This is a genomic window from Bacteroidia bacterium (genome assembly GCA_041391665.1).
Lineage (GTDB): Bacteria > Bacteroidota > Bacteroidia > J057 > J057 > JAGQVA01.
In genome coordinates this window covers 713,779-727,700 of record JAWKNO010000002.1, presented here as the reverse complement: position 1 = coordinate 727,700, position 13,922 = coordinate 713,779, and the positions used below count along the sequence as shown (strand labels likewise).

The 13,922-nt window shown below is 44.5% G+C and carries 13 protein-coding genes; 8 read left to right on the top strand and 5 right to left on the bottom strand.

Annotation, left to right across the window (positions count from 1 at the left end):
- Window positions 1-2: 2 nt before the first annotated feature.
- Complete coding sequence (locus R3D00_14650; GenBank protein ID MEZ4774422.1) at window positions 3-1,934, bottom strand: tetratricopeptide repeat protein; 1,932 nt, start codon at window positions 1,932-1,934, stop codon at window positions 3-5.
- 232 nt (window positions 1,935-2,166) lie between these two features.
- On the opposite strand from R3D00_14650, the gene R3D00_14645 reads away from it, so the two are divergent.
- Window positions 2,167-3,027 carry a DUF2911 domain-containing protein gene (locus R3D00_14645; GenBank protein MEZ4774421.1) on the top strand — a complete coding sequence of 287 codons (861 nt, stop codon included), beginning with the start codon at window positions 2,167-2,169 and terminating at the stop codon, window positions 3,025-3,027.
- 70 nt (window positions 3,028-3,097) lie between these two features.
- Complete coding sequence (locus R3D00_14640) at window positions 3,098-3,478, top strand: hypothetical protein (GenBank protein ID MEZ4774420.1); 381 nt, start codon at window positions 3,098-3,100, stop codon at window positions 3,476-3,478.
- Here R3D00_14640 and R3D00_14635 read toward each other — a convergent pair.
- On the bottom strand, window positions 3,475-4,260 hold the full coding sequence (locus tag R3D00_14635) for a hypothetical protein (protein ID MEZ4774419.1): 786 nt from the start codon (window positions 4,258-4,260) through the stop codon (window positions 3,475-3,477). The genes R3D00_14640 and R3D00_14635 overlap by 4 nt on opposite strands.
- A gap of 142 nt (window positions 4,261-4,402) precedes the next feature.
- On the opposite strand from R3D00_14635, the gene R3D00_14630 reads away from it, so the two are divergent.
- Together R3D00_14630 and R3D00_14625 are read left to right on the top strand one after the other, a co-directional pair.
- Window positions 4,403-4,900, top strand: a complete 498-nt coding sequence (locus tag R3D00_14630; protein MEZ4774418.1) for a thioredoxin family protein — start codon at window positions 4,403-4,405, stop codon at window positions 4,898-4,900.
- A gap of 67 nt (window positions 4,901-4,967) precedes the next feature.
- A complete protein-coding gene (locus R3D00_14625) occupies window positions 4,968-5,423 on the top strand; it encodes a hypothetical protein (GenBank protein ID MEZ4774417.1) in 456 nt (151 codons plus the stop codon).
- Between the two features lie 2 nt (window positions 5,424-5,425).
- Here R3D00_14625 and thrA read toward each other — a convergent pair whose 3' ends face one another.
- The 3 genes from thrA to nuoE form a co-directional block, all read right to left on the bottom strand.
- Window positions 5,426-7,888 (bottom strand): bifunctional aspartate kinase/homoserine dehydrogenase I, encoded by a 2,463-nt coding sequence (gene thrA, locus R3D00_14620; GenBank protein ID MEZ4774416.1) that lies wholly within the window; start codon window positions 7,886-7,888, stop codon window positions 5,426-5,428.
- 103 nt (window positions 7,889-7,991) lie between these two features.
- On the bottom strand, window positions 7,992-9,113 hold the full coding sequence (gene carA, locus R3D00_14615; protein MEZ4774415.1) for a glutamine-hydrolyzing carbamoyl-phosphate synthase small subunit: 1,122 nt from the start codon (window positions 9,111-9,113) through the stop codon (window positions 7,992-7,994).
- Window positions 9,114-9,120: 7 nt separating this feature from the next.
- Window positions 9,121-9,663 carry an NADH-quinone oxidoreductase subunit NuoE gene (gene nuoE / locus R3D00_14610; protein MEZ4774414.1) on the bottom strand — a complete coding sequence of 181 codons (543 nt, stop codon included), beginning with the start codon at window positions 9,661-9,663 and terminating at the stop codon, window positions 9,121-9,123.
- 409 nt (window positions 9,664-10,072) lie between these two features.
- Here nuoE and R3D00_14605 point away from each other — a divergent pair, with 409 nt between their 5' ends.
- The 4 genes from R3D00_14605 to R3D00_14590 all read left to right on the top strand — a co-directional run bounded on the left by R3D00_14605 (window position 10,073) and on the right by R3D00_14590 (window position 13,918).
- On the top strand, window positions 10,073-11,464 hold the full coding sequence (locus R3D00_14605) for an undecaprenyl-phosphate glucose phosphotransferase (GenBank protein ID MEZ4774413.1): 1,392 nt from the start codon (window positions 10,073-10,075) through the stop codon (window positions 11,462-11,464).
- A gap of 1 nt (window position 11,465) precedes the next feature.
- Window positions 11,466-12,227 carry a WecB/TagA/CpsF family glycosyltransferase gene (locus R3D00_14600; GenBank protein MEZ4774412.1) on the top strand — a complete coding sequence of 254 codons (762 nt, stop codon included), beginning with the start codon at window positions 11,466-11,468 and terminating at the stop codon, window positions 12,225-12,227.
- A 75-nt stretch (window positions 12,228-12,302) separates the two neighbouring features.
- Window positions 12,303-13,331: a dehydrogenase gene (locus R3D00_14595; GenBank protein MEZ4774411.1), complete on the top strand. Its 1,029-nt coding sequence runs from the start codon at window positions 12,303-12,305 to the stop codon at window positions 13,329-13,331.
- Window positions 13,328-13,918 (top strand): D-sedoheptulose 7-phosphate isomerase, encoded by a 591-nt coding sequence (locus tag R3D00_14590; GenBank protein MEZ4774410.1) that lies wholly within the window; start codon window positions 13,328-13,330, stop codon window positions 13,916-13,918. Before R3D00_14595 ends, R3D00_14590 begins: the two co-directional genes overlap by 4 nt.
- The last annotated feature ends 4 nt before the right edge of the window (window positions 13,919-13,922 follow it).

Here is a 13,922-nt window from a genome sequence, read left to right as displayed (position 1 = left end):
AGCTATTCTGGTATTTTGATGTAGAATATATTTCCTTTTCCGAAATCAGACTGAGAGATAAATTTTCCACCATGCGCCTCTGCAACTATTCGGCAAAAGTTTGCTTCCTGGTCTGTCTGTGGCAATCCTTTTGAGTTGTCCTCAAAAACAATCATAAAATATCCATCCTGCCGGGTATAGGAAATCGATATAGTAGGATCTTCATCTCTGCGAAACCGGGTTGCATTGGTCAGCAGATATTGAAACAATTTTACCATTTGCCTGCGATTTGCGAGAATCTCAGGCAGTTCGTGAAACCGTATTTTTATGGGTTGTCGTTTTAGGGCTTCAGGCAGCGTAGCTGTTGCGTCCCTGATAATATCTGCCAGGTAAATCTTTTCCAGTTGAATTACCTTTTCCTCCTCTACGGCCTTCAGCTTAAATCCGGTCAGCATAGATTCAATTCTGGCGGCCTGATCCTTAATTGTTTTGGCAACGTCCTCCACATCCCGACCGTCATCGACAATCTGGGTGAGGTTATCAGCCTGCTCGGAAATTTGATGAAGCGGACTGATCACTTCGTTTGAAATCAGATCAGTCAGATTGATCAGATCCTGGTTTGCGCGGGAGAGCTGCTGATTGTTGCGCTGAATTTCGTTGTTTTTGACTTCCAGCAACTCTGAGGTTTTTCGTTGAGAGCGAAAGCGCAAATAGACAAGCCAAAGTACAAGCATCAAAAACAAAACACCTGCCACCAGTCCATAGATGAATATCCGGTCACGGATTTTATCATTCTGCCGCTGAAGGCGGTTGATCTGATCCTGTTGTCTTTTCAGCTCAAACTCGGCATCTAATACCGCCATATGGCGCGCATCTTTTTCATTGATCAGCGTATCACGAATGTCTACATACTGACGAAAATAGTCCAGCGCTTTTTGATTTTCACCAAGCTTCTCATAGTTATCGGCCAGGGTTTTAAGCGTCAGGCTTTTCAGCTGCTTGGATTGAATTTCATCCGCGGAAATTAATGTCTTATTAAGAACAGAGATAGCTTTTTCATATTTTTTGTCCAGAAAATATATTTCGGCCAGTACAACCTCAAAATCCGCAGCTTCTGCTTTAATATCGAGAAGATCAAACTGTTCGATCGCAGCTTTTACCTGAGATTCTGCGGATTCGAGCTGTCCCAGTTCCTTATATGCCGTGCCAATCATCCCTGTAGAGAAAGCAATCCCATAGGAATAGGGAATTTCATTTGCAATTTTTAGCGATTCGTTGGCATATTTCAGCGCTTCTTCCGGCTGCTTTTTCTGGGTATAGACAGACGACATTGCAGCAAAAACGGTGTACAACTGTATCCGGTGTTCGCCTTTGCGATAATACTTCAACGATTTACGCAGGTGCTCCAGCCCCTGATCAAACATTTCCCGATACCAGTAGATCGTGCCTATGACACGATGTGCATTGGCAATTCCCAGGGAATCATTTACCCGTATGGAGATATCGAGCGCGTCCAGCTCCAGTACGAGGGCCTGTTTATAGTTGCCCAGGCTGATATATACTTCTGCGGTTTGAGACAGGTTTTCAGCCTGCTGCGGAAGGGTAACGACATTCTGCCCCATTTCCCTGGCTTTTAGGTAATAGTCAAGGGCATTTGAATAGTTATCCAGCCAGAAATAAATGGTTCCGATCTTATTGAGAAGAAAAAATTCCTGATCTTTCAAATTGAGCTCCTGCGCCAGAGCCAGACTAATCTGAAAATGTTTCAGCGCCTCCTTGTGTTCGTAGATATTATGATAGGCAACGCCAAGATCGCGGTGGATTTCCAGTCTTCTCGCATCATCCCCTGCGGAGGGCAACGCATTAAGTGCCACCATCAGGCTGTCCAGGTTGGCAGCAGATGAAGGCAGAGCGAGGAAAACCGAAATAATCAGGACAAGCAGGGATCTATTCATGCTGGCGATCAATCTCTGCTAAATACCCCCCAATATTCAGACCAATCTTAACCACTAACTGCCTGAAACTGAAAATTGTGGAATATTTTTCCATTTTCGTAGAATTTTCCCTGCCCCAGTCAAGCAAAAATGCAAAATCTCTGGCTATGATCCTTTTCCACCTTTTTGCACCTTCTGTAATGTTTTCCTAATTTACCGGTTGTTTAGAACATAAAATCAAAACCAATTTCAAATGAAACAACTAACTAGAAATCTATTCACGCTTCTGGCCATATTGGGACTGGCTGCTACTCAGGTATATGCACAAATCCCGACACCACGCCCCAGCCCTACCGCTAAAATCGAACAGGAATTTGGGTTGGGATCGATTACCATCGATTACTCTCGTCCAAGTATGAAAGACCGCAAAGTATTTGGCGGACTTGTACCTTTCGGTGAAGTATGGCGTACCGGTGCCAATGGTGCCACAAAAATCACGTTTACAGATGCCGTCAAGCTTGAAGGTAAAGAGGTGCCCGCTGGCTCTTATGCGCTGTATACGATCCCGGGGGAAAGCGAATGGACTGTCATGGTTTACAAAGACCTCAGCCTCGGCGGTAATGTTGCCGGTTATGACAAATCCAAAGAACTTACCCGGTTCACCGTAAATTCCAGCAAACTTCCATTTAAAGTAGAAACCCTGACGATCAACGTGGACAACCTTCGCGACAACAGTGCTTCTATTTACCTGATTTGGGAAGAGACGATGGTGCCAATCAAAGTAGAGACAGATGTTGACGCAAAAGTAATGGCCGCGATTGACAATGTCATGAAAGGTGTTTCTGCCAACGATTATTACAATGCAGCGATCTACTATTACAATACCGACCGTAATATCAATCAGGCTCTCGAATGGATGGCTAAAGCAGAATCATCCATGGGCGACCGCTACTGGGTAGAAACCTGGTATGCAAGAATCCTTGCCAAAGCAGGAAAAACCAAAGAGGCCTTAGCCGCATCAGCTAAAGCAAAAAGCCTGGCTCAGGAAGCAAAAAATAACGACTACGTCAAAATCAATGACGAACTCATGGCCGAGCTGAAAAAGAAAAAATAGTCTGCAATCACTAAATGAGGTGGATGACCGTATATAAGGTCATCCACTTTTATAATGAAACTACCGGGTTATGGTTATCCGTTTTTTTATCGGTCTGATTTGGGTGCTCAGTCAGAGTACAGGCCATCCACTTTCTGCCCAAACCCTTCATTGCCCCTCTCCTACCCTTTTGCCGGATTCATCGGTACATTTCACCGCAAAAATCCGACTCTCTTCCCAGACATTTGTTGATCCTACCCATAGTTTTCAAAATAAGACCAGCCAAACACCTGATATTCTCCCTTCCTATGCCAAAGAAAACCCGTCTGGTTATTCATGGTTGTGCAGAATGGAACTAAAAATCGAAGACGAACTCCCCGTTGGTCTTTGGGTGAAAGCAGGAGATTCGGGGGGTGTGGTCAATTCTACTGGAAATAACCTACACATAAAGCTGAAGTTGTTCCGGTTTTAAGGGGTGTACCTTACCGGCTTTTCATCCAGCCTGATGATTTCTCCTCCTTTGGCTAAGGGTACAGTTTCTTTTGCCGTTTTTGCATCAGATTTACTGGCAAATGGCCCGATAACCGTCATAAACGCCTTTTGCCTGCCGGGAAATATCCATACGCCTTTATTCCAATTCCTTGAAATCCGGGTTGCGGTTTCCCGGCTGCTCATATAATCACTGTCCGTTTGTACAATAATTCCGAATTCCGGTTGCTGATTCCAGGCATTCCCGCTACGGTTATCAGAAACCCTCGTAATTGCAGGAGCTGTGCGCAATCCATTGGTTTTTTCCAGAAATTGCGCCCAATGAGATTCTGATTCCTGATAGTAACACCGGTCCACTTCATTTCCCTCTCCATCCGTAATGACAATGGTAGGATAGGTATTGATCGCAAACCTTTGAGCTAGTAAATCGCTTTTGCCATCATTACCCCATCCATTGATTTTTGTAGCAATATAATTTTCGGTCAATAGCTTTCTGAGCCGGGAGCTATTCATCAACCGCTCATCTGCTTTATCGCAGGGGTAACAAAAATCTGTATAAAACTTTACATAACAGAGTTTATCTGCTTTCTGGGCAGCATTCAGGTTATCTTCAAAACTTTCACCTAAAAATACCGAATGCGTCTCATCTTGAAAACGCAAAACTACAACAGATGCCAGGAATAAGGCTGTAGCCATAAATTTACCGAGAAATCGCAGTTTTACTGTGTCTGAAATCCGGGTAGAAAATCGCAGATACTGATTCAAGTATATCTTATTTACAAAATTTACATTAATTCAAAATTACCACTATTCGTATAATAAATTATTACAGATTCTGTCATCATATTACAGCCAATCTGTTGGAAATATCCTTGCGCTTACCTACTTTTCGCGCAAAGAATCAAATATGCGCGCAACTTCTCTTGTAATTCCTTTCCTGATATTACTTCACACCCTGCAAATCCATGCACAGCCTGACAAAAGGATCATGTTGTACAACCCAGAGGCAGATGCTGTGGCTCAGATAGATTCAGCGGTTTTGCTGGCAAATAATACAGGAAAGCATGTACTGCTTCAGATCGGGGGAAATTGGTGCTCCTGGTGTATCAAGTTTCATCAATTCTGCCACAATGATCAAGGTCTGGACTCCCTGATTCAGGCAAATTATGTTGTACTGAAAGTCAATTACAGCAAAGAAAATACGAATGATGCCATTCTCAAAAAACTAGAATACCCGCAAAGATTTGGCTTTCCGGTATTTGTGGTGCTTGATGGAAAAGGCAAAAGGCTTCACACACAAGATTCGGGTTATCTGGAAGCAGGTGGAAGTTATGACAGGGAAAAAGTAGAGCGATTCTTCAAAAGCTGGTCTCCCCAGGCACTGAATCCAGACAATTACCGATAGCCGGCATTTTGAATGCAACCATTTTTGTAAGTGAATCATCTTCCATTCACCTACAAAATTCTATTGCATGAAAATCAACATCATTTTCTTCCTGCTTTGCGGGTCAGGTATTTTTTTGCCTGTTTTCTCCCAGGAAAAATCTGCGTATGAACAGGTGATTGCCGCAGCCATTGAGTATAGAGAACTACAGGATTTTTTGGAGTCTGGCCAAAATGGAGAAGCGCTGATTGAAGTTGTCGCAGCCAACAACAGGATTCCCCAAACAGGAAATATCCACGCATTCAACCGTCCCATCATGATTGTGCCAGAGGTCAGCAACCAATACGCTTATGCTGTTGAGATCTGCAAGATCCATCTCAACGAAGATAAAGCCAGACTCTCTTTTTTATATAATCACAACCTGAAAGCCAAATTCCACCTCCGAAATTCCGGCGATCAGTGGGAAGTGTCGGGTTCCTGGCTCAGGCTTCGCAAAACGGGTGAACGCGGGCAAAAAATACGCCGGTTTCACTGGGATTTCTGAGCTTAGGAAAGATAATAACCAATCCTCAGAATTTCTGCAAATACGCCTGCCGCAGTAACTTCTGCACCTGCACCCGGGCCTTTTACAACCAGTGGCCGGTCTTTGTAGCGATCAGAAGTAAACACGATCATATTGTCGCTGCCCGAGAGATTGTAAAACGGGCTGCTGCTGTCAAGGGTCTGAAGTGAAATAAAAGCCTTACTTCCCTCCAGCGTGGCTATAAAACGCAATACTTTTCCTTCTGCCTGAGCTTTTTTCAGTCTTTCGGCAAAGAGGTTGTTTGCTTTTTCCAGTTCGGCAAAAAATTCCGGAACGGTAGCCGCGTCAAGGCAGGGTTGAGGCAGAATGTTTTCTACTTCTATTTCTTCGGCTTCCATCGGCAGACCGGATTCACGGGCAAGGATCAACAATTTACGCGCAACATCTCTTCCACTGAGATCTTCCCTGGGATCTGGTTCTGTATATCCCTTTTCCTTCGCTTCCTGTACAATCTCACTAAAGGCCATTCCAGGGTGAAAAGAGTTGAAAATAAAAGATAATGATCCGGAAAGCACCCCTTCGATTTTCAAAATACGGTCTCCACTTCTTACCAGATCGGAAAGTGTAGTGAGCACTGGCAGGCCAGCACCGACATTGGTCTCGTAGAAAAATTTGACATTCTGGCGATCGGCCAGGCTTTTCAGATTAAGATAGTCCTTAAAATTGCCGGAAACGGCGACCTTGTTTGGCGTAGAGATAGAAATACTCGCTTTGAGAATTTCATCATAAAACCTCACAATATCTTTATTGGCCGTATTGTCCACAAATACACTATTCGACAGGTTCAGTTCTTTCATCCGGGACACAAACAAATCGAGGTCTGAAGTTTCGCCCGACTGGTTCAGCGTTTCTTCCCAGGAATTCAGATCGATCCCGTTTTTATTAAAGAGCATTTTCCGGGTATTGGCCATTGCAACCACCCGCAATTCGACAAACTGGTTTTTGCGGAGATACTCTTTTTGCTGGAGAATCTGCTTGAGAAGGGTACCGCCGATCAGACCGACCCCTACGACAAACAAGTTCAAAACATAATAACTGGAGAGGAAAAACACATCGTGGACAGCGGTGAGCGCTTTGGCTTCATCTTCCTTTTTTATGACGACGGTAATATTTCGTTCGGAAGAACCTTGTGCTGTGGCGATCACATTAATACCATTTTTGCCGAGAGCTGTAAAAAATTTGCCTGAAATCCCCGGGTGTGAGCGCATATTATCCCCAATGGCTGCAATTACGGCTAGATCTTTTTCCACTTTGACCGGATTGACGATTTTCATCTTGATTTCCAGTTCAAATTCCTCTTCGATACCCATACGTGCAATTTCTGCCTGGCTGGGGTTCACAGCAAAACAGATGGCGTGTTCAGAAGATCCCTGGGTAATGATGATTGCATTGACTTTTTTATCATCGAGCACCTTAAACAATCGGGCAGCAATCGATGCCCGCCCCCACAAACCACTTCCTTCGAGAGTCATGAGTGCCACATCGCCGATTGAGGCAATTCCTTTGACAGCATGTTTATCTTTAGGGGCCGTTTTGGCGATCAGCGTACCTTCATCTTCAGGGTTGAAGGTGTTTTTGATTCGAATGGGAATATTTTTTTCAAGTGCGGGGGTGATTGTGGGAGGATAAATGACTTTTGCCCCAAAATGCGACATTTCCATCGCTTCCTCATAAGTCATATAGCGAATCGAAAATGCCTGCTTTACCCGACGGGGGTCAGCCGTCAGGACACCATCAACGTCTGTCCATATCTGAATTTCCTCAGCATCAAGGGCAAAACCAAAGATTGCGGCGGAATAATCTGAACCACCGCGTCCGAGGGTTGTGGTGATACCATCTTTTGTAGAGCCGATAAACCCCGTAATGATTGAAATTGCGTCAGGATTTTCAGTGAAATGTTTTTGAATATTCTCACGGGTGAGCGGCATATTCACTTTGGCAGATCCATAATTTTCGTCAGTTTTTACGACATAGCGGGCATTCACATAGATTGCCTCCGTGCCATAACTGCAAAGCACCTGGCTCAGAATGAAAGCAGAACTTCTTTCACCGAAACTATAAATATAATCCATTGTCCGGGGTGTGAGATCTCTGGTGAGATACAATCCCCGGAGGAGATTACCCAGTTCCTCCTGCCCGTCAATAATTTCCTGGAGGATTGCAGGATGGCGCTCACTATCATGTACCAGTTGGTTGACCACGTTGAGGTGTTGGCTGGAGAAAAGGTTTAATTCCTCCATATAGGCCATATTACCAGCCGAAGCCAGCCGGCTCATTTCTATCAGTTTATCTGTCATTCCCCCCATGGCAGAGACAATGACAGCAATTTTTTCTCCCTGCTGATGAAGCCGCTGGATAATCTTGGCTACATGGTCTATGCGTTCCGGGCTTGCTACGGACGACCCACCGAATTTCAGGATTTTCATAATGGTATTTTTCAGAAATGCCAAAGATATAGGCATTTTAATGATAAAAAAAGGGCCAATTGATGGCCCCTTTAAATAATTGTTAATATATTTTGGCCCAATGTCAGATCACAACCGATTCCGTAGTTGTTGACATCAGTTGAATAAACTCATCAAATAAGTAATGACTGTCATGTGGTCCGGGAGAAGCTTCGGGGTGAAACTGTACTGAAAACGCTTTTTTGTTGCGGATACGAATTCCTTCTACTGTATCATCATTGAGATTTACATGAGTGATGACGACGTTAGGAGATTTCTCCAGCTGTTCTCGGGCTACACAGAAGCCATGATTTTGGGAGGTAATTTCACATTTACCGGTAAGGAGATTTTTGACGGGGTGGTTGGCACCGCGGTGGCCGTTGTGCATTTTATAGGTATTGACATCGCAGGCCAGGGCCAGGATCTGGTGTCCGAGACAAATACCAAAAAGAGGAAGATCTGCCTTCAGGATTTTCTTCACCGTATTGACGGCATAAGGCATGGCAGCGGGGTCTCCGGGGCCATTGGATATGAAAAATCCATGCGGATTGAAGCTTTTGAGTTCTTCAAAGGAAGCGGTTGCAGGGAAAATTTTCATATAGCAACCTCGGGCTGCGAGACAGTCGAGAATATTTTTTTTGACGCCAACGTCAAGCACTGCTACCCGGAAACGGGCAGCGGGGCTGCCATGAAAATACGGTTGGACGGTACTCACTTTGGAGGAAAGTTCAAGACCTTCCATTGGAGGGCAGCTTTTGAGGAGTTTTTCCAGTTCCTTCCGGTTGGTAACCTGCGAAGAAATAATAGCATTCATCGCTCCCTTGTCGCGAATATGGGTAACGAGCTGTCGGGTATCAATATCAGCGATACCCACGATACTATTGTGGTTGAGGAAGGAGTCCAGACTTTCGATGGCATTGGAGCGGGAATACAGCTGCGAGAAATTCCGGACAATCAGTCCGGCAATTTTTGCTGAAGAGCTTTCGTATTCCTGAAAATGGACCCCATAGTTACCGATATGCGTATGGGTTTCGATGAGAATCTGGCCATAATAGGAGGGATCGGTAAATATCTCCTGATATCCGGTCATGCTGGTGTTGAAACACAGTTCGCCGGTAGTGGAGCCACGTTTTCCAATGGCTGTACCTTCAAAAAAAAGCCCATCTTCCAAAAGGAGACAGGCCGGTTCTTTATGAATATATTTCATAGTAATTTCAATCCGAGAATTTTTGATTACTGAGTGGAATTTTTTCGTAGGGGAGCTCTTCGTCATTGCGGAGTTTTTCAACTATGCTGCGAATTTTTTCTTCTGTGAGGTGATGCGCAAAGCGGCGATTGGTCACCTGACACATGGGAGCGGTATCGCAGGCGCCGAGGCATTCTGCTTCGCGGACCCAGATTTTGCCATCTTTGCTTTTTCCTTTGGCGTCGGCTTCAATATACTCTTTGAGATATTGATAAGCTTCCGGACCGCCGACTTCGCGGCAGGAGAAGCAGGTACATACTTCAATCAGATGTTTGGGAACTTTCTCCTTAAAGTACATCGTATAGAAAGAAGCAACCCCATACACGTGTGCATAAGGGACATTAATGGTTTCAGCCACCAGTTTGATCGCTTCAGTAGAAAGCCATCCAAACTTTTCCTGGGCTATCCATAGGGCTGGCATAACAGCAGAACGGTGATCGGGATACTTGGCGATATGCTTTTGTATCTCCTGGATTTCCGCTTCGGTAAAACTATAAACAACGTTCTCCATACTTCAATACAACAAATTCGCTGGCAATTTAACACCTATAATTCATTATGCTAAATTTTGTTGATAATATTTTTCAAGGTTTATCACCAAAAACGGCCCTTTTTTTGCCATACTCAATTGTATATCCGGCCAACTGAACATTATGCAAACCCGATGGGAGTCAATCACACCTTGCGCCAAAGATCAAATTCCAAACCTTAATTACAGAATAGTCCATTTATCCGGAAAAATTGACCTTTCGGGAATATTTCAAACCCGCTTAAGAAAAAAGGACACTTCACCGCTGATTCCTTACATATCTTTGAACTTCTGACATTAGGTACGCAGAAATAAAAAATTCCACTTTCGTTTTTTTACTGCTTCTTTAGTATTACAAACACACAAACAACACAATAATAGATCGCAAGTCATGAAGGGTAATCGTTTCTTTTTCAGAATTTTCGCACTGATAACTGAGTTCATCATCATCAATATCTCCTGTAAGCTCGCTTACTTTCTGAGGTTTGGGGAATATGGCTCAGATGTTTATGAAGACTATTATATTTCCTTTTTTATCATTTTTAATCTTTCCTGGATCGGCGCATCCCTGTTCACCAATGCGTATGATTCCAACCGGCTGCTGAGCCTGAACGCCTTCCTGAGAAGCCTGTTCACCACGCTTTTTATTCATATATTCATTGTAACGCTTTATATAGTCAGTGTAAAGGCCCAGTATCTTTCAAGGCTTTATCTGATTTACACTTATTCTACCACACTTTTAGCGATTATTTCCTTCCGGTCATTGTTGATTATCGCCTATCGGTATTACAACAGCATGACCTACAATATCCGAAAAATCGCACTTGTGGGCCAGGAAAGTTCGATTACCGAATTATATAACTTTTTTGACTCCAAAAACACAACAGTTTTCCGGTTTCTCGACCATGTTGATGAAACCAATAGCGAAGAAGAAAAGGAAAATATGATTCGTGAAGGAATCGAAGATCTGAAAAGCTTTTGTCTTCAGGAATCTATTAATGAAATTTATATTTCATTGCCCTTAACTTCTGAAGATCTGATAGATGAGCTGAGTGATTTTGCCGACGACAACTTCATCTATTTCCGCATTGTTACCGACTTTAATGTATTGAGAAGAAAGCAGGTAAATGTGGATTTCTTTGGCCATATCCCCATCCTTTCGCTTCGGCAGGAGCCTTTGAAAGCGCTGATCAACCGCGTAATGAAGCGGAGTTTTGACATTGCTTTTTCGCTGGCAGTGATTCTGTTTATTTTCCCCATCATCATGCCGATCGTGGCAATTCTGATCAAGCTGGAATCCAAAGGGCCGGTCTTTTTCCGTCAGCTGCGTTCGGGAAAAAACAACCAGGAGTTCCTCTGCTATAAGTTCAGGACGATGACCGTCAACTCAGATTCAGACAATAAACAAGCTACCAAAAACGACTCAAGAATTACCCGGGTAGGTGCATTTTTGAGAAAAAGTAGCCTCGATGAGTTCCCTCAGTTTATCAATGTACTCAAAGGCGATATGTCAGTTGTAGGCCCACGGCCGCATATGCTCAAGCATACCGATGAATATTCACAGATCATCAACAAATACCTGTTCCGCCACTTTATTACTCCAGGCATCACCGGGCATGCCCAGGTAAATGGTTTCCGCGGCGAAACTACCGACCCCAGCATGATGGAAAAAAGGGTCGAATACGATACATGGTATATCGAAAACTGGAGCCTTATGCTCGACATCAAAATCGTCTTCCTGACTGTATGGAATGCCATTCGTGGTGAAGAAAATGCTTATTAATATGAATTTGGACAAGGTTAATATTCTCAACATCGATATTCACAACCATACCTTCGATGAACTACTTGCAGAATTAAAGGAAGGCGTTGTTTTCACGCCCAATGTCGACCATATCATGAAGTTGCAGAAGGATCGCGAGTTTTACGAAGTATACACCAAAGCCGATTATCTGGTTTGCGACAGTCAGATAGTAAAAGCGACTTCCGGGCTGGTATCTCCGGTAAAAATCCGTGAACAAATCGCCGGTTCAGATTTTTTCCCGGCTTTCTGCTACCACCACCGGAATAATACAGAAAATATCCGCGTATTTCTGTTAGGCGGAACAGACGAATCCGTACAGCAAGCCAAAGACAATATCAATCAGCAGGCAGGCGTACCTGTGGTCGTTGGCGGATATTCCCCCCCTTTTGGCTTTGAGCGAAATGAAGCAGAAGAGCAAAAGATTATCGATCTGATCAACCAGTCAGGTGCAACGGTACTGGCTGTAGGTGTAGGCGCGCCAAAGCAGGAAAAATGGATCATGAAGCAGAAAAGCAGGCTTCCCGGTATCCAAATATTTTTTGCGATCGGCGCTACGATAGATTTTCAGGCGGGCAATGTCAAACGTTCCCCCAAATGGATTACAGCTATCGGAATGGAGTGGCTGTACCGGATGATGCAGGAACCCCGCCGCCTGGTAAAAAGGTATCTGATCGACGATTTGCCCTATTTCTACCTCATTTTAAAACAGAAAATGGGGAAGTACGAAAATCCCTGGGCATAAAAATTTCAACTAAGGTGTTACAAATCAACAGGTTTCCAATATTTTCTTTGCGACCTGTATTGTTAATTTATATTCATGATCATTAGAAGTAAAGCTCCCTTGCGAATTGGTCTGGCCGGTGGCGGCACAGACGTAAGCCCCTACTCTGACGAGTATGGCGGTTCGATTCTCAACGCCACCATAGACAAATACGCCTACGCGACCATTATCCCCCGGCAAAACGGAAAGATCGTACTCAACGCCCTCGACAAAGGCGAGCGGATCGAGTTGGAGAGCCATGCAAGGCTTCCTATCAATGGCGAGTTGGACCTGTTGAAAGGCGTTTACAACCGGATAGTCAAAGATTTTAATCATAATGCACCACTTTCCTTCGAGCTCAACACGTATGTAGATGCCCCTCCCGGATCAGGTCTGGGCTCTTCATCTACGCTTGTGGTAGCGATTGTAGGTGCTTTTACCGAATGGCTGCGCCTGCCGCTGGGCGAATATGACATAGCCCACCTGGCCCATGATATAGAGCGGGTGGATTTGCAGTTTGCCGGAGGAAAGCAGGACCAGTATGCGGCTACGTTTGGAGGATTCAACTTCATGGAGTTTTACCACGATGACAAGGTGATCGTCAATCCTCTGCGGATACGCAGCAGCTATATCATGGAGCTGGAGTTCAATACTTTGTTGTATTATACAGGCACCAGCCGTTTGTCCTCTACGATTATTGAAGCACAATCAAAGAGTGTCTCCCAAAAACAAGGTAAATCCATAGAGGCCATGCACGAACTCAAAAAGCAGGCCTATATGATGAAGGAAGCCCTGCTTCGCGGAGAGCTCAAACGTATCGGCGATTTGTTGGATTATGGCTGGCAGTTTAAAAAGAACCTGGCCGAAGGCATTTCCAACCCGGTCATTGATGATATTTATGAACAAGCCCGCAAAATGGGCGCCACAGGAGGGAAGTTGTCAGGTGCCGGCGGTGGCGGGTTTATGACCTTCTTCTGCCCCGGAAACACGCGATACGCCGTTTCAGAAAAACTCGCCTCCTACGGAGGAGAAGTATATAGTGTACATTTCAGTAAATTAGGAGTAACCACATGGACAGTCAAATGAACAGAATCAAAGAAGTCATCGCGAATTCCATCAGTGTCAAACAAGCCGTTCTCGCTGATGAATCATTGCTCAGCATAGTCGAACAAGTAGCCAATGTCATTACAGAGGCTTTCCGCAACGATAAAAAAGTACTGTTTTGCGGAAATGGCGGCAGCGCTGCCGACGCACAACACCTCGCAGCAGAATTTTCAGGAAGATTTTATTTTGACCGCGACCCGCTTTTTTCAGAAGCGCTTCATGTCAACACCTCCTATATTACTGCGGTTGCCAATGATTATTCTTACGAACAAATCTACAGCCGCCTGATCAAAGCCAAAGGCCGTGAAGGAGATGTATTGGTAGGACTTTCGACTTCCGGCAACTCCAAAAACGTGGTCCGCGCTTTTGAGCAGGGAAAAGAAAACGGGATGATCATCGTAGCGATGACAGGAGAAGGCGGGGGCCTGATGAAGGAGGCCGCAGATTACCTGATTGACATTCCTTCCAAAGACACCCCACGTATCCAGGAATGCCATATGATGTTGGGCCATATTATTTGTGAATTAGTAGAAGCAGCACTCTTTCAACCATCAGCTGTCAGCCAGTAGTACT